We start from the raw sequence: 15,314 nt of genomic DNA, 5'->3' as shown, positions 1-15,314 counted from the left end.
ATCCATCATCAGCGGCCACGCCGGCTGTACCATCGGGCCTCTAGCCCTTGCCCGGGAAAGCGACGGCTTGGCCGCTGTCCGCCGACGTTCGCGCCAGCAGACAGGCCTCGGTGACGGCAAAGCTGTCCGCCGCGCTGATCCGGCACGGCTCGCCTGTCTGAAGCTGCCGCACAAAATCTTCGAAGATTCCCGGCTGCGGCGCAGTTTCCAACCGCTGGACACCTTGCTGTCCCGGGCCGATCAGCAGTGCCTCGCCGCCCCGCACTTCGATGACGCCGTCCGTACCGGCGATCCGGATCCGGTCGTCGGCATGCGTCGGCGCGGTGGCCGGACGCAGGTAGTCCAGGCTGACGGAGGCATGGATGCCCTCCTCCATCTGGAACTGGCATAGCGCAGTCATCTCCAGGTCGCCGTGTCCGGCGTTGTCGCGGGTAGAGTGGGCGGCGTACACGGAACGGAAGCCGGTCCCTGCGAACCAGAGCAGCCAGTCCACCGCATGACTGCCTACCCACGGGATGGTGCCGCCGTAAGCGGCTCTGCTCCGGTAGATGGCAGGGCGTTCGCCGAGCCGGTACGATTTCTGCGCATGCATGAGCCGGATCCGGCCGACGGCACCGCTCTGGACGGCTGCCCAGGCGGCATGGAAGGCGGCATCGTAGCGCAGGCCGTGCATCGCCGCGAGCTGGGCGTCTGAGGCGGCGAAGACCGCCCGCAGCTCCTCCAGCCCGGCGAGCTCCGTCGCCAGCGGCTTCTCCAGGAACAGATGGATGCCGCGCCGCAGCGTCTCTGCCCCGATCGCGGCATGGCGGGCAAAATGGCTGTCCACTGCCACAACATCCGGCTGCAGTGCGTCCAGCATCTCCCGCCAGTCTTCCAAGTAAACAGGCACGGTCAAGCCGGACGCCGCCGCCAGTGAAGCTGTTTTGGCGAGCGTCTCCTCCCGTTCCTCCCCTGCACCCGGGGCATAGCCCACCCACTCGACGCCGGGCAGACGCGGCAGATCCCGCAGCACATAAGCGAGGTGGCCGGAAGCGCCGATCGTGCACAGCTTTAACTTCATTACGATTCCTCCCCCAGTAATTAGAGTTCCCCTATACTGTATATAAAGCTTGGCAGGAGCGCAACGGCTTGCACGGAGAGAAAACCGCAATCAAGGCAGCAGCAGCGATTTCAGCGGCACCATGTCCTCCTCTGGCACATAATATTTGAATTTGTTGTCGCTGATCTGCCCCAGCAGCTGGCGGCGGATCGGACTGGCATCCTGGAGCTGCTCCGCCGTAGCCGAGTGGTAGTCGATCGGCCGCATCCAGATCGGACTGTAGCCCATGAAGAGCTGCCTTCTCGTGAACGAGGAGCGGTTGGGCGAGCCGGCATGCCACAGGTTCTGCGCGAAGAGGAACACATCGCCCGGCTTGCCGCAGATCTGGAGCTCGCCGTCGAGCGTCTCCCGGACATTCCGGCTGTTCGGATTGTAGGGCTTGTTGTGGCTGCCGGGGATGATCTTGGTGTTGCCGCGGTCTGGCTCCGACATATCGCTGAGGATATAGCATGCTTTGATATAATAGGTTGGTGTGACACCGCCGATGGACGGGAACTGCGGATGCGGTCCGTCCTGATGCCAGTCGATGAAGCTCTGGGAGGTCGTCTTCTGATCGGCGGGGTTGGGATGGCGTACAGTCAGGTGTGAGATATGCAGTTGAATATTGTAGCCCAGCAGGTTAACGATCAGCGGCAGGATCGACGGTTCGTCGATGAGGGAAGCGAATTCGGCATGTCTGGCAACGCTGTTATAGACATTGTAGGCGAGCGAGGGCGCTTCGCCCGCGATCACTTCGTCAATTGCCTGATTAAGCAGGGCGACCTTGGATTCCGGGAGCACCGAGGGCAGCAGCAGATAGCCGTCGGATTGGAATTGCTTGACGTACGATGGGATGGCGTCTTGCAAAGCAGCGGTTTGGGTCATGATGGAACAGCCTCCAATTTGTATTTTTAAGTTATTATAGACCCTCCAGTTTCGTGATAAAATGTAAGCAGGGATCAGATTTCTTGTATATAATTTCATTATGGGAGCTGAAGCTGTTGTTGCTGCTGACGCCGGAATTGAACTATCATGTCTACGTGAAAGGGGCGCCCCATTTTCAGAAAACGCACGACGTCTATGATCACTGGGCGTTGTTCGTCGCCGAGGAAGGCCGTTTTTATTATCGCATGGACGAAGGAGCAGAGGAGCGGGCCGTCGCGGGGGATATGGTGCTGTGTCCGCCCGGCGTGACGTTTTACCGTCGCACAGAGGGACTGTCGTTTCACCTGCTGGGCTTCCAGTGGCAGGGCCCCGAAGCGGCGGGGCAGGCCAGGGAAGAAGCGCTGCACGGCATCGGCAAGCTGAGGCTGCTCAACCAGCCCCGTCTGCAATCGACGCTGGCGCTGCTGCGGGAGACGCTGCATGCTCCGGCGGCGGAGACGATGCCCTTCAAGCGGCATCTGCTGAGAGATCTGCTGTATGCCTGGCAGATGGAGAAGCAGGCACTCTATGCAGCCCCGCTGCATACGGATCATCCGGTTGTCAGAGGAGCCGTCGAGCTGATGCACCGGCACGCAGATACAGGTCTGCCGCTCAAGTCGATCGCCCGGCAGCTCGGGATCAGCCAAGTGCAGCTGACCCGGCTTTTCCAGCAGCAATTCCAGCTGTCGCCCAGTGTATATGCGGCTCGTCTGCGAGTGGACAAGGTCAAGCAGCTGCTAGTGCGAACCACGCTGCCGCTGTCCCGCATTGCCGAGCAATGCGGATATACCGATGAGCATCACCTGAGCAAGAGCTTCAAGAAATTGCAAGGCATGAACCCCTCGGTCTATCGACGGGCGCATCAGATCTGACCGGACCTGGGGAGAATGTTTGACAATTTGGAGACAAACGGAGCCGAGGGGTTCTTCTCGTGCAACGGACAGTTAGGATCCTGCGTAGTATAGAGGATAGTCAAAAGGCAGCGGGGCAGAGGGAGACGCGAGGCTCCGCAGGCCGGGAAGCGGGTGGAGCGATGAGACTGATTCTGTTCATGTTCCTTGTGTTATTGGTCGGCCTGATGGTGTATCTCCGGCAGGGACGAAGCCGTCTGCGCGAGCTGCATGATGTGCTGGAGCGCCATCTGGTCGAGCTGACGTCTCAGGCGGACGATCTGCAGACCTTCATCGGCTTGGTCCAAGGAGCGACCAGGAAACGGGCCCAGGGGGCCGAGGACCGGCTCTTGGAGGTGACGGCCGCCGTAACAGAGCTGATGAACCATATCCAGACCCGGCAATTGGGGCTGGGGCAAGTATTCCGGCAGGGGAGAGAGATCGGGCAGTGCGAGCGGCAGGCAGCCGAGCTGCAGCGCGCCGGCCGCGAGCTGACGGTCGAGATCGCCCAGCTGCGCAAGCTGGAGAGCCGGGTCAGGCTGCGGCACGAGGAACTCTTGCAGGAGCTCTACCTGCTGAAGACGAGAGCGGGCAGCGCCGAGCGCTACCGAGAGGCCCGGCTGCCTCGGCTGGCGGGTCAGCTCGAGAGCCTGGACAATGACCTGCAGGCAGCCGGAGAGCTAGCATTCTTCGATCCGTTAGGAGCGGATGAGCGAATGACGGACCTGGAGGATAATATGGCGGCGGTGCAGCGGCAGATCCGCAAGGAACAGTCGGATTAAGGACGCCCCTACAGCGCGAGGCTAGCGCTGGGCTGCTGACCGCCGCAGCCTGCGCAGCATGGGCGCCTTGTATCGTCTAAGAAGCCAGCGTACGAGCGCATAGCTGACTAGACAGACTACCGCGCTGTTGAAGATCGAACCGAGCAGGAAATCCAGACCGAGGTCGCCGAGCGCGCTGAGGTTCCAGACCGTCTCGTGATAGTCGCTGTCCGGGATAGGTTTGTCCATCACGAGGTCCAGATCGAATGGCGAGCTCCAGAGGAGCACATGGAAGAAGTGACCGACTTTGTAATTGATATAGAACAAAACCGGCCACAGGAAGGTCCCGAATGAGCCGGCTACGATGGCCGAGGGTATATTGCCGCGGAACAGGCGTGCCAGTGCGATCGATAGCGCCATTCCGATCCCGAAGGTGGGAAACCAGCAGGGGAAGAAGCCGATCGTCAAGCCCAGCGCGACCTGATGGTCGCCCTTTTTGCTGCCCAGAATACGAAGGGCGTAGTATTTCATCCGTCTTAGGAGTTTTGTCTTCATGGTGGATGTTCCTTTGCAGGAGAATGATTATTCCCTCATCTTAACAGATTTCGGAATGAAATCCGAATTCCATAGTGCTGATACCTTATCATCGGCCGTGGAGGACGGTTTGTTGAGTAGATTGTTCGCGTGATGCCAGTCAACCTTTCAGCCGGGAAGGACGTCTTATTTAGAGATGACGACTAAGGATTTGCCATTCGAGGAGGCTTGTCATGACAGGAAAGAAAGTGTTGGTCGGAACTGTGCTCATGCTGCTGATTGCGATGCTCCCCTGGGCGGTGGCAGCCCTCTCTCCCCCGAACGAGGAGCCTCGTCTGTACAAGACGCTGCCGGGCACGCAGGAGGATGAGCGGGAGCTGGCGCTGCACACGCATCGGGAGGCGATCGAGCTGATCGCCGCGCACTATGAGGAGGAGCATGGCGAGCGTCTGGTGACGGATCTGGACGACAAGGCATATCAAGGGTATGTGAAAGCGATGGGCACCGTGTTTGACCTGTTCCCTGAGGAAGAGACGGCCAAAGTGGTCGAGTTTGTGAAGTTCATGGATCTGTACGAGAACTACGGGAAGAATAAGGAACGGCCGATGCCCATCCCGGAAAACGCGCCATCCACGGCCGAGTATTAGGCTGCGGGTGACGCGTTTTTCGAATCCTAAAAAACGACATCCCTCTCCGATAAAATGATGATGGTTGGGTGCCGGAGAGAAGCGTAAAATGAAAGCGTAAACATGAAGGAGGGATTCATGTGAAGCTTTGGTATGACAAGCCTGCTGCGAATTGGCGTGAAGCGCTGCCCATAGGCAACGGCCGCCTGGGGGCGATGTTGTCCGGAGGGCTGGCGGCAGACAGATGGCAGCTGAACGAAGAGACGTTGTGGTCGGGCGGTCCCCATCATTATGAGCGTCCTAACGCGCACCGGCATCTGGAGGACGTCCGGCAAGCGATCTTCCAAGGGCGTAACGAGCAGGCGGAAGAATTATTTCAGCGCCATATGAGAGGCGAGCCTGCTCCGCTGCAGACGTATCTGCCTTTTTGCGACGTTGGATTTGACTATCCGGGACACAGCCATGCAGAGCATTACCGCCGCGAGCTCGATCTGGAGCGGTCTGTATCTACGGTTAGCTATAGCGTAGACGGCGTCGATTACCAGCGGGAGGTCTTCTGCTCCTATCCCGATCAGGCGATTGTGATGCGGGTGACTGCGAGTCGCTCAGCGACGTTAAACGTGAGCGTATCCCTGCATTCTCTTTACGAACAGTCGACGGTTGCGGCAGAAGGCGGCGATACCCTGGTGCTTCGCGGCAGCGTAGGCCCCCGGCCGGGGGCCAGGAGAAAATGGGTGGCCGGCTGGGAAGGCGCAGGACTCCGCTATGAGGCGCGCTTGCGGGTCGAATCCGAGAATGGCTCCGTGCGTGTCACGGAGGATGGCGTATTGGATATCCGGGATGCGGATGCACTCACCGTGTATTTTACCGGGGCAACCAGCTTCGTCGATTACCGCGATGATGGAGGCGATCCGGCCTCGGGCAACCGAGCTCATGAAGCATGCCTGCAGCCGTTCATATCAGGAGCTGCTGCAACGGCATATCGAGGACTATACGTCCCTTTACAAGCGGGTAGAGCTTGTTCTGGATCACGACCCCGATGAGGAGCAGAAGCCTACCGATGAGCGGATCGCGGCGATTGAGCAGCTGCAGGATCCGGGGCTGAGTGCGCTGTATTTTCAGTACGGACGCTATCTGTTGATCAGCTCCTCCAGGCCCGGGGGACAGCCCGCCAATCTGCAGGGCATCTGGAACGAAGAGAAGGAACCGCTGTGGGGGTCCAAATGGACGACCAATATCAATGTTCAAATGAACTACTGGCCTGCAGAAAGCACTAATCTTGCGGAATGTCATCTGCCGTTGTTCGACCTGATCGAGGATCTGCGGGAGAGCGGCGCCAGAGCCGCCAAGGCGCATTATAATGCGGAAGGGTTCGTCGTTCACCATAATACCGATCTGTGGCGGGCAGCCGCTCCGGCCGATGCCGATGCAGGCGTATGGCCGATGGGAGCCGCATGGCTCGTCCAGCATCTCTGGGATCATTACGAGTATGCTCCGGACCGGACATTTCTGGAGACGAAGGTATATCCGGCGATGCTGGACGCGGCCCGGTTTATACTGGACTACCTGACGGAAGCGCCGGCGGACACGGCCGAAGCGGGCAAATGGGTCACCTGTCCCTCCTATTCTCCTGAGAACGCCTACATCACAGAGGATGGCCGTTCCGGCTATCTAACCTACGCAGCTACGCTTGATCTGCAATTAATAGCCGACCTGTTCGAGCGATGTATCCTCGCAGCGGAGATCCTGAATGGGGAAGCGTCCTTGCAGGCACGGATGAGGGAGGCGCTGTCTCGGATGCCGGAGATGCGGATCGGCCGTTATGGCCAATTGCAGGAATGGATCGGCGATTGGGACCGTCCCGATGACGCCAACAGTCACGTGTCGCATCTCTACGGCTTGTATCCCGGCAATCAAATCTCGCTTGAGCGCACGCCTGCCTGGGCGGAGGCAGTGCGGACAAGCCTGCAGATGCGCGGAGAAGGGAGAGGGGGCTGGGGAGCCGCGTGGCGCATCGCGCTGCATGCCCACCTGCGGGATGCCGCAGCCGCCCACAATCAGCTTATCCAATTAATCTCAAGATCGGCCACCCCCAACCTGCTCAACATGCGGCCGCCGTTGCCGATGCAGATCGACGGCAACCTGGGCGGCACGGCAGGGATCGCAGAGATGCTGCTGCAAAGCCGGGTGCACTACAGCGGACAGGTACCGGAATATGAGATCGAGCTGCTCCCAGCGCTGCCGTCGCAGTGGCCGAGCGGCTCCTGCAAAGGGCTGAGAGCCCGCGGCGGCTTCGAGCTTGCAGCCGCGTGGCGGGATGGACGGCTGTCCAAGGCTGAGCTCAGCGCAAAGCGAAACGGCATCTGTACCGTCCGCTACCAGGATCGCACCATGCGAATGGAAGTGGAAGCAAATCATACGTACGAGCTGGTGGAATTGTATGGGTGACCGATGTCTGCCGTCCTCTGCTCCGTGGAGGGCGGGTTTCTTTTTGTTACAATGAAAGCGCTATCAATTATTATAAAAAATGCACATCCCATTCTAAATTATGATTACTGTCGGAAGCCGTCCGGTGCCATCTATAATGAGAAGTAGAAAGGGGACGTTGCAGATGAAGACGGCAGCTGAGCCATCCAACAGAAAGCTGACTTCCGGGTCTTCCGCATGGAAGCGCTTCAAGAAGCAGCAGGGCATGCATTATTTCGTCTGGTTGGGTTTAGCCTTTTTGTTTGTATTTTCTTATACCCCGATGTTCGGGATTTTGATGGCATTTAAGGACTATTCGATTGTAAGCGGAATCAAGGGAATTTTTACAAGCGAGTGGGTTGGACTCAAATATTTTAGGGAGTTTTATAATGATTATCAGTTTTATGAAATTGTCCGCAATACGCTTGTTCTAAGCTTCCTGAAAGTCATCTTTACCTTCCCGGTACCGATCCTGTTTGCCGTGATGCTCAATGAGGTCAAGAACATGGCGTTCAAACGCGTCGTGCAAACGGCCAGCTATTTGCCCCATTTCATTTCCTGGGTCGTCGTGTTGGGCGTTGCCTTCACCTTCCTCTCGGGCGACATCGGCATGGTGAATAATATCCTGATGTCCTGGGGCTGGATCGAACAGCCGATTCCCTTCCTGACCAGCGGCTCTTACTTCTGGGGGATGGCGATCGGGACGGCGATCTGGAAGGAAGCGGGATGGTGGGCGATCATCTTCCTGGCGTCCATTGCAGGGATCAATCCTGCGCTGTACGAGGCCGCACAGATCGATGGGGCAGGGCGCCTGGCCCGGATCTGGCATATTACGCTTCCCGGCATCAAGGGCACCGTGGTCGTCGTCCTCATCTTGACGATCGGCAGTATTCTGGGCGGCGGACTGATCGGCTCGAACTTTGATCAGGCTTACTTGTTCGGCAACGCCAGCAACAACAGCACCTCTGAGATTGTCCAGACCTACGCCTTCAAAGCCGGCCTGGCACAGGGGAGATTCTCCTACGCGGCTGCCATCGATCTGTTTCAATCCGTTATTTCAGTCGTGCTGATCTTCTCAAGCAACTATATAGCCAAGCGCGTGTCAGGCAACGGGTTGTTCTAGGCCTTGGCGGAGAGGGGGAACTCATGTTCAGAAGAAAAACGACCGAAGACGTTGTGTTGGATAGTACCATCTATATTTTGTTGACCGTGGTCTTTATAGCTACCGTGTTTCCATTCTATTATCTGGTCATTACCTCCTTCAACTCGGGCTCGAACGCGCTGCTGGGCGGCTCCTATTTCTGGCCGGGCAGCTTCACGCTTGACAATTATGCGATGTTCTTCAGCCGTCCGGAGTGGATGAATGCCTTGTTCATGAGTATAGCCAGGACAGCTGTCGGAGCCGCGACCGGGGTTCTGTTTACCAGTATGGTGGCTTATGGTTTGTCGCAGCGCGATCTGGCGTTCCGCAATGTGTATTTCGTTATTGTCATCTTTGCCATGTATTTTTCCGGCGGGCTCATTCCCTATTATGTCGTGCTGCGTTCGCTCGGCTTGCTTAATTCCTTTGGGGTATATATTATTCCGTCGCTGCTGAACACCTTCTTCCTCTTGATCGCGATTTCGTTCTTCCGGGAGATCCCCAAGGAGCTGAAGGAGAGCGCTCACATCGACGGCGCCAATGAGCTGAAGATTTTCTTCCGCATCATTCTGCCCGTATCCAAGCCGCTGCTGGCGACGATGTCGCTGTTTCTCGGGGTGGGCCAGTGGAACTCATGGCTGGATTCCGCGTACTTTGTCCGGGACGATCATTTGCGAACCCTGACCTACCGCATGATCGAGATTATCAATCGCAGTCAGGTGCCGCAGGAGTCGCTTGCAGCGGCTGCCGGCTCCGGCGTGACCAGCTACTCCTTGCAGGTGACGGCCATGGTGGTGTCCGTGGTGCCGATTATGCTGGTGTATCCCTTCCTGCAAAAACATTTTGTGTCGGGCATTATGCTTGGCTCTGTAAAAGAGTAATGGTCCCCACGGTATTAAAGCACTTGCTTTGATATACACTAGACTTACAAAAAATGGAGGGTTCGACATGAACAAAATAACTTCTTCGTTATTGAGTCTCGTGCTGTTGGCGTCGCTGCTCACGGCTTGCGCAGGAAACAACGCGCCGAACAATGCGCCAAACAACGGGCCGCAAACGCCGCCAGCCGGCTCAGAGAGCGCAGGTAGCGACGAGATCGTCGAATTGGACTTGTTTATCCATCATTCCTGGTATCCGGTTCAGTCCTGGCAGGGAACCATCGCTGAGGAACTGACCAAGCGTACCGGCGTCAAGCTGAACGTTACCGTAGCCTCCGACGACCAGCAGCTGCCGCTGATGATCGCTTCCGGCGATCTTCCGGATCTGATCTTCACCAACCGGGAGACGAGACTCGAGAATAGCGATCTGGCCTACCCCTGGAATGAACTGATCGAGCAATATGCCCCGGATTTCGAGATCGATGAGACGCGTCTGGCGGTCAACACCGCGCAGGACGGCAACGTATACTCCGTGATGAATTCCTATGCTACCCCGGAAGAGTGGGAGAGCAATCCGTTTGCCTTGGGCAACGACGGCAATCCGGGTATCGCGGTCAGAGAAGATATCCTGGAGGAGCTGGGCAATCCGGCGATCGAATCGCTGGCTGACTTCGAGGCTGTCCTGGACCAGGTCAAAGCGCAATATCCGGATATGGTGCCGCTGACGATCGACATCAACTGGGTCTACCATTACTTCCAGATGCAATTCGGCATGCCGCCGCACAGCAACTGGTATGAGGAAGACGGAGAGCTGCGGCATAAGCTGAAGCATCCGGGCATGCTGGAATACTACAAATTCATGAACAACCTGTACCGCAAAGGTCACATCCTGGCTGAGAACTTCACATACGGCAACGATCAGATCGACGATGAGTATGCTCATAGCGGCAGAGCATTCGCGCATATGCACACCGTCAGCGTGGCCGAGCGGAACAATGCTGCGCTGGCAGCGCAAGGAGCGGACTACCGGTTCAAGATGATCCCGTCGATCCTGACGGATGATGCCATCAACATCAGCTCGTCCACCGGCTTCTCCGGCATCTACATCACGCGCAACAACGCCAACCCCGAGAAGTCGATCCAGTTCCTCCAATACCTGGCCAGCGACGAAGGCAAGGAGCTCGTCATGTTCGGGATCGAGGGAGAGCAATGGGAATGGCATGAAGAAGGCTATCCGGTCTTCCATTACGATATCAACGATGAAGACTATATCAACAAAGAGGGACTGAAGTGGTGGTATCTCTACTCTGACGCCATCGTCGAGGGCCTGCGCGCCTACGTGCCGGGACTGCAGTCTACGCAAGCGCTTGAAGAGATCAAGGCGGTCACTGAATTCAGTCCGGCCATCGGCATGGTCCGTCTTCGCAGCGGCACGGATGAGCGGGTCATCTACGACCGGATCGAAGAGATGAAGAAAAATGAAGAGGTCAAGATCTACCTGGCGACCAGCGAAGAGGCGGCAGTGCAGGCCTATCAGAATATGGTGCAGCTGGCGGAGGGCATCGGCATCGAACGCCTGGAAGCCTACGCGGATGAGCAATACCAGGCCAATCTGGAGCAGATTGATTAGATAAGCAACAGGGGGCCTTTGGACAAGGGCCCCTTCTTGCACTTCATGTATATGTTTTCGGGGGCCCCCCGCAAAGTACCTGAGTACGCTTCGAAGCCATGCCACACGTTGTGGGGATTTCTTGCAACTGTCGGAGCGGTTAAGTACACTTAAACCAAAAAAGAAGTGAACAGGATGAAAGCATGGGCGGCCAAGTTGCTGCAGAAGGCGCGGTTCAACAGCATCGGTATAGTCAAAAAGATGACCATCGGCTATTTTGTGATCATCTTTGTCCCGGTTATCGCGTTTGGCCTTTATTACTACAATCAGTTGAACAGCAGTCTGATGGAAGAGTATGCCTTCGGCAAACAACAGCTGCTGACGCAAGCGCATGCCAGCCTGCAGATGGATGTGCTGCAGATCGAATCCAATTACGGACTGTTCCAATACAATTCCAATCTTGTCCGGTACCTGAATGGCGACTTCCAAAGCGAAGGCGAGTATGCATACAATTACTTGCGCCATATTCGCCCCATCGTTTCTTACGTCCATACGGGCAATTCCAATATCGGGGATATCAAGATCTACAAGAAAGAGGACTCCGTATTCAGAGTCCCGCAAAAAATCATCCCGTTGGCCAGCCTGGATCCGAAGCTGCGGCAGGACATTGGGCAGCTCAAGCCCGGGCAGGGCGGTTGGTTCACCACGCCTTCTGAAGACGGTCACGTCTCCCTCACTTATTATCAGAATATGTACGCGGATCAATTCACCAAGCATATCGGGGTGCTCGCCATTGAACTCAATGACGAGATGCTGCAGCGGTTTGAAGCCGCGATAGGCAATGAAGGCCGCTCCTCGGTCCATTTGCTGCCTGAGCGGGCGGGGATCCTTGACTTGCCGGAGCTGCCCGAATTGACGGAAGACGTCATGGCACGAATCGTCTCTTCGCCGGAAGGATACGTTCATCTGGAGAATAAAGGGACGATCATAAACAGCTTGATCGTGGACAAATTGGATTTGCGCGTGATGGTCGTCAGCCAGTCCAATGAGGTGTTTCGGAATATGCAATCCCGCATTGTAGTCATGGCTCTTACGATCGCGGGGCTTCTTTTCCTGCTGTCGGCGATCTATTATTGGGTGGCCTCGTCGGTGACCCGACGGATCCTGACGCTGGCCAGGCACATGCGCAAAGTAGGGGCAGACAATTTCCGCATGCTGGAGCATCGGCAGGATCAGGACGAGATCGGGTATTTGACGTTCTCCTACAACCGCATGCTCGGACGAATCGATGAGTTGGTGAACACGGTACAGCGTTCGGAGCTGTTGCGCAAAGAAGCGGCATACAAGGTGCTGCAGGCACAGATCAAACCGCATTTTCTGTACAATACACTGGAAACGATTCGCATGCTGGCCGAGCAAAACGATGATCAGGAAGTCGCCGAGATTACGTTTTCCTTTGGCCAGCTGATGCGTTACAGTCTCTCTCATGAACGGGAGGATACCAGGCTTGGAGATGAACTGAAAAATGTCGACCATTATTTGAATATCCACAAGACCCGGCTTGGTCCGCGTCTGTCGTTCGACCTCTTTATCCAGGAGGAGACCAAGCGGGTCCCCTGTCCGCGTTTTATCCTCCAGCCGCTTGTAGAGAATAGTATCGTACACGGCATCTCCCCGGCTTCCAGAGGCGGCCGGATCGAGCTAGCGATCATCGAGGATGAAGAGGTGGTCACGATCACGATCAGTGATAATGGCGTCGGTATGGCGCCGGAGAGACTGGAGACGATCCGGCAGGTCTTGGAGGGGCAAGTTGACATCGGGCAACTGGCGTCAAGCGACGGCGGCCATGGTCTATACAATGTCAGCGAGCGGATCAAGGCGTTCTATGGCGACGGTTCCCGGCTCTCCATTGCCAGCAGCGAGGGCGAGGGGACGGTTATTCGACTATATCTGAGCAAAAAGGGATGCTGAAGGATGTTGAAATTGTTGATTGTTGATGATGAGATGGTTATCCTTCACGGTATAGTAAAGCTCGTACGAGAAGGCAAAACGCCCTTCACGCATATTGAGAGCGCTCTGGACGCCAAGGAGGCGCTTGCGATGATGGAGCGCTTCCGGCCGGATCTGATCATCACGGATATCAATATGCCGGAGATGAACGGCCTTGCTTTCATCGAGGCGGTGAAGGAACAAAAGCTGTGCCAGCGGTTCGTTATTTTGACGGGCCACGATGATTTTGCCTACGCCAAGCAAGCCATTCGTATTCAAGTGATCGAGTACCTGCTGAAGCCGATCAACAAGCTCGAACTGCTGGATCTTCTAAAGAATAGCCCAGGACATTATCGACGAAGGGGATGCGGGCGTGAACGCGGAGGATGCGCCTTCTGCAGGTCACAGCTGTCATGTGTCCAAGATGCTCGGTTGCATCGCAAGCCAATACCAGCAGGACCTGTCACTGGAGACGATGGCCGATATTACGGGACTGCATCCGAATTATATCAGCCAGTTGTTTAAAAGAGAGACAGGCGTCAGCTTCATCCACTACCTGCAGGAGTACCGGGTCGAGAAAGCCAAGGAGATTCTCGTTCAGCATCCCTCCCTGTCTGTACAAGTCGTCGGCAATCAGGTCGGGTATGAGAATCCGCAGCATTTCATGAAGGTGTTCAAAAAGCTGACGGGGATGACGCCGGGCACGTACCGGGGGCAGAAGGAGTAAAGGCACATGAACGAACGCGGGTATAGCCACCTTAGTTTTGTGCAAATACGTATTAGCTTTCCCTATGGCCTGAGGCTGGCCTGCCTTCTATACTGTGGTGGGAACGAAGTTATAGAAGAGCCGAGGAGGAATAGGGATGTTGAATGTACAGCAGCCTGTATTGCTGACTGATGAACAAATGAGGCAATTTATCGTCGACGGGTATTTGATCCTGGGTACCGATTTTAGCGATGCTTTCCATGCCGGGCTGGTGGAGCAGCTGGATGAGGTCTACGCGAGTGAAGGCAATCCGGGCAACAACCTGCTGCCGCGGATCCGTGATCTGCAGCGTGTGTTCGACCATCCTGTCGTCACAGGTGCGCTCACGAGCGTCTTGGGACCGGGTTATATGATGCATGCCCACCGATACGGACATTGCAACGCCTCCGACAAGCCGGGTAAGTGGCACAAAGACAGCTATTGGGGCTACGAGCGCATGCGCAACCATCATCCTTGGTGGGCAATGGTCATGTACTTCCCCCAAGACACGCCGGTAGAGCTCGGTCCGACGGGGATCCTGCCAGGTACGCATAATCACGAGAGCCGCACCTTTACGGAAGATGATCATCCGGGAGAAGCAGTGGCCAGCGGCAAAGCAGGCACCTTTGCTCTGATCCATTATGACATCTGGCACCGGTCGACCGCCAATCTGCTGGGGCAGGAGCGGTATATGCTGAAGTTTGAATTCATGCGGACTGCGGCGCCTGCAGGACCGACCTGGGATAACCGGGAGCGGAATTGGCGTCTGCCTGCTCAGCTGCAAGCGCCTGTTGCCCGGCACGACCGGATGTGGGAAGAGACGTGGGAGTGGCTGTTCGGGCGTATCGGTTCACAAGCCGGCACGGTGGCGGCTCCTGAGAGAGACGGCTTGCTGCGGACGGATGAGCTCGAAGACCGGTTTGAGCCGAGAGCGCTTAATACGGCATATGCCCTGGCAGGCTGCGGCACGGCCGGGGTTGAGAGACTGCTCGCGGGATTGCAGCATGATCGGGTGGAGGTCTCGCGCAGCTCCGCCTATGGACTGTCTGTAGCCGGGTCTGAAGCTGTTCCGGGTCTGACTGCGCTATTAGTGCAGGAGCGGGAAGAAACGCTGGTCCACGCGTTGTTTGCCCTGGGAGAACTGCGCGGCTTGGCAAGGGAGGCCGTCCCTGCGATCGTCAGCTTGCTGGCACATGCTTCGGTGATGGTGCGTCAGACGGCAGCGGAAGCGCTGGGAATGATCGGCTCGCCGGCACCGGTGTGCACGGCCGCGCTGAGCCGTTGTCTCGGCGATGAGGCGGCCCAGGTGCGCTTCACGGCCGGATTATCCATCGCCAGGATGGGGGCTGATGCTGCAGAGGCCGTTCCGCAGCTGGCAGTGGCGCTGGAGGATGACAACCGCTATGTTCGTGCTCATGCAGCGGAAGCACTGCACTATATCAACACCGAGCAGGCCAAGGATGTGCTGATTCGATACTTGCTGGACTCGCGCTGGTGTCCGACGACAACCAGGGACAATGCGTTTTATCCCTGATCAAGCTCAAACTTGGTATTCAAGAGGGCCCCGAGGAGCAATGTCATCAAGTTTCCTGTCTTAATGACATTGCCCCGAGGAGGGCCCTTTTGCTTTATAGCCTTATAGGTTTCCGGGGCCCCCCGCAAAGTACATGAGT

General features: G+C 56.9%; 14 protein-coding genes and 1 pseudogene. 12 read left to right on the top strand and 3 right to left on the bottom strand.

Annotation, left to right across the window (positions count from 1 at the left end):
• Window positions 1-40: 40 nt before the first annotated feature.
• Window positions 41-1,060, bottom strand: coding sequence for a Gfo/Idh/MocA family protein (locus ABC336_RS13675; protein ID WP_413239165.1), 1,020 nt, complete (start codon window positions 1,058-1,060; stop codon window positions 41-43).
• Between the two features lie 90 nt (window positions 1,061-1,150).
• Window positions 1,151-1,963 carry a phytanoyl-CoA dioxygenase family protein gene (locus ABC336_RS13670; protein ID WP_413239164.1) on the bottom strand — a complete coding sequence of 271 codons (813 nt, stop codon included), beginning with the start codon at window positions 1,961-1,963 and terminating at the stop codon, window positions 1,151-1,153.
• Window positions 1,964-2,046: 83 nt separating this feature from the next.
• On the opposite strand from ABC336_RS13670, the gene ABC336_RS13665 reads away from it, so the two are divergent.
• Window positions 2,047-2,874: a helix-turn-helix domain-containing protein gene (locus ABC336_RS13665; protein WP_413239163.1), complete on the top strand. Its 828-nt coding sequence runs from the start codon at window positions 2,047-2,049 to the stop codon at window positions 2,872-2,874.
• Between the two features lie 161 nt (window positions 2,875-3,035).
• The gene (locus ABC336_RS13660) at window positions 3,036-3,674 is read left to right on the top strand and encodes a hypothetical protein (RefSeq protein ID WP_413239162.1); all 639 of its coding nucleotides are present in this window, start codon (window positions 3,036-3,038) and stop codon (window positions 3,672-3,674) included.
• A gap of 21 nt (window positions 3,675-3,695) precedes the next feature.
• On the opposite strand, the gene ABC336_RS13655 is transcribed toward ABC336_RS13660, so the two are convergent.
• A complete protein-coding gene (locus tag ABC336_RS13655) occupies window positions 3,696-4,208 on the bottom strand; it encodes a DUF2062 domain-containing protein (protein ID WP_413239161.1) in 513 nt (170 codons plus the stop codon).
• Window positions 4,209-4,420: 212 nt separating this feature from the next.
• On the opposite strand from ABC336_RS13655, the gene ABC336_RS13650 reads away from it, so the two are divergent.
• The 10 genes and pseudogenes from ABC336_RS13650 (at window position 4,421) to ABC336_RS13605 (ending at window position 15,175) form a co-directional block, all read left to right on the top strand.
• On the top strand, window positions 4,421-4,834 hold the full coding sequence (locus ABC336_RS13650) for a hypothetical protein (protein ID WP_413239160.1): 414 nt from the start codon (window positions 4,421-4,423) through the stop codon (window positions 4,832-4,834).
• Between the two features lie 119 nt (window positions 4,835-4,953).
• The gene (locus ABC336_RS13645) at window positions 4,954-5,856 is read left to right on the top strand and encodes a glycoside hydrolase family 95 protein (RefSeq protein WP_413239159.1); all 903 of its coding nucleotides are present in this window, start codon (window positions 4,954-4,956) and stop codon (window positions 5,854-5,856) included.
• Window positions 5,747-7,261, top strand: a complete 1,515-nt coding sequence (locus ABC336_RS13640; protein ID WP_413239158.1) for a glycosyl hydrolase family 95 catalytic domain-containing protein — start codon at window positions 5,747-5,749, stop codon at window positions 7,259-7,261. Before ABC336_RS13645 ends, ABC336_RS13640 begins: the two co-directional genes overlap by 110 nt.
• A 163-nt stretch (window positions 7,262-7,424) precedes the next feature.
• On the top strand, window positions 7,425-8,402 hold the full coding sequence (locus ABC336_RS13635) for an ABC transporter permease (RefSeq protein WP_413239157.1): 978 nt from the start codon (window positions 7,425-7,427) through the stop codon (window positions 8,400-8,402).
• A 23-nt stretch (window positions 8,403-8,425) separates the two neighbouring features.
• Window positions 8,426-9,301: a carbohydrate ABC transporter permease gene (locus ABC336_RS13630; protein ID WP_413239156.1), complete on the top strand. Its 876-nt coding sequence runs from the start codon at window positions 8,426-8,428 to the stop codon at window positions 9,299-9,301.
• A 67-nt stretch (window positions 9,302-9,368) separates the two neighbouring features.
• Window positions 9,369-10,928 carry an extracellular solute-binding protein gene (locus ABC336_RS13625; protein ID WP_413239155.1) on the top strand — a complete coding sequence of 520 codons (1,560 nt, stop codon included), beginning with the start codon at window positions 9,369-9,371 and terminating at the stop codon, window positions 10,926-10,928.
• A 174-nt stretch (window positions 10,929-11,102) separates the two neighbouring features.
• Window positions 11,103-12,878 (top strand): sensor histidine kinase, encoded by a 1,776-nt coding sequence (locus ABC336_RS13620; protein WP_413239154.1) that lies wholly within the window; start codon window positions 11,103-11,105, stop codon window positions 12,876-12,878.
• A gap of 3 nt (window positions 12,879-12,881) precedes the next feature.
• Window positions 12,882-13,169: pseudogene (locus tag ABC336_RS13615) on the top strand (response regulator); the annotation flags it as partial.
• A 100-nt stretch (window positions 13,170-13,269) separates the two neighbouring features.
• The gene (locus tag ABC336_RS13610; protein ID WP_413239153.1) at window positions 13,270-13,623 is read left to right on the top strand and encodes a helix-turn-helix domain-containing protein; all 354 of its coding nucleotides are present in this window, start codon (window positions 13,270-13,272) and stop codon (window positions 13,621-13,623) included.
• A gap of 136 nt (window positions 13,624-13,759) precedes the next feature.
• Window positions 13,760-15,175 (top strand): HEAT repeat domain-containing protein, encoded by a 1,416-nt coding sequence (locus ABC336_RS13605; RefSeq protein WP_413239152.1) that lies wholly within the window; start codon window positions 13,760-13,762, stop codon window positions 15,173-15,175.
• Window positions 15,176-15,314 lie beyond the last annotated feature (139 nt).

The sequence above is a fragment of the Paenibacillus jepli genome (genome assembly GCF_047238105.1).
Lineage (GTDB): Bacteria > Bacillota > Bacilli > Paenibacillales > Paenibacillaceae > Paenibacillus_D.
The sequence above is the reverse complement of the archived record's forward strand: the minus strand, read 5'-3'. Positions and strand labels throughout refer to the sequence as shown.

Coding starts and splice junctions, on each gene's coding strand:
- ABC336_RS13675 (WP_413239165.1), bottom strand. CDS start 1,060: ATGAAGTTAAAGCTGTGCACGATCGGCGCTTCCGGCCACCTCGCTTAT.
- ABC336_RS13670 (WP_413239164.1), bottom strand. CDS start 1,963: ATGACCCAAACCGCTGCTTTGCAAGACGCCATCCCATCGTACGTCAAG.
- ABC336_RS13660 (WP_413239162.1), top strand. CDS start 3,036: ATGAGACTGATTCTGTTCATGTTCCTTGTGTTATTGGTCGGCCTGATG.
- ABC336_RS13655 (WP_413239161.1), bottom strand. CDS start 4,208: ATGAAGACAAAACTCCTAAGACGGATGAAATACTACGCCCTTCGTATT.
- ABC336_RS13650 (WP_413239160.1), top strand. CDS start 4,421: ATGACAGGAAAGAAAGTGTTGGTCGGAACTGTGCTCATGCTGCTGATT.
- ABC336_RS13640 (WP_413239158.1), top strand. CDS start 5,747: ATGAAGCATGCCTGCAGCCGTTCATATCAGGAGCTGCTGCAACGGCAT.
- ABC336_RS13635 (WP_413239157.1), top strand. CDS start 7,425: ATGAAGACGGCAGCTGAGCCATCCAACAGAAAGCTGACTTCCGGGTCT.
- ABC336_RS13630 (WP_413239156.1), top strand. CDS start 8,426: ATGTTCAGAAGAAAAACGACCGAAGACGTTGTGTTGGATAGTACCATC.
- ABC336_RS13625 (WP_413239155.1), top strand. CDS start 9,369: ATGAACAAAATAACTTCTTCGTTATTGAGTCTCGTGCTGTTGGCGTCG.
- ABC336_RS13620 (WP_413239154.1), top strand. CDS start 11,103: ATGAAAGCATGGGCGGCCAAGTTGCTGCAGAAGGCGCGGTTCAACAGC.
- ABC336_RS13605 (WP_413239152.1), top strand. CDS start 13,760: ATGTTGAATGTACAGCAGCCTGTATTGCTGACTGATGAACAAATGAGG.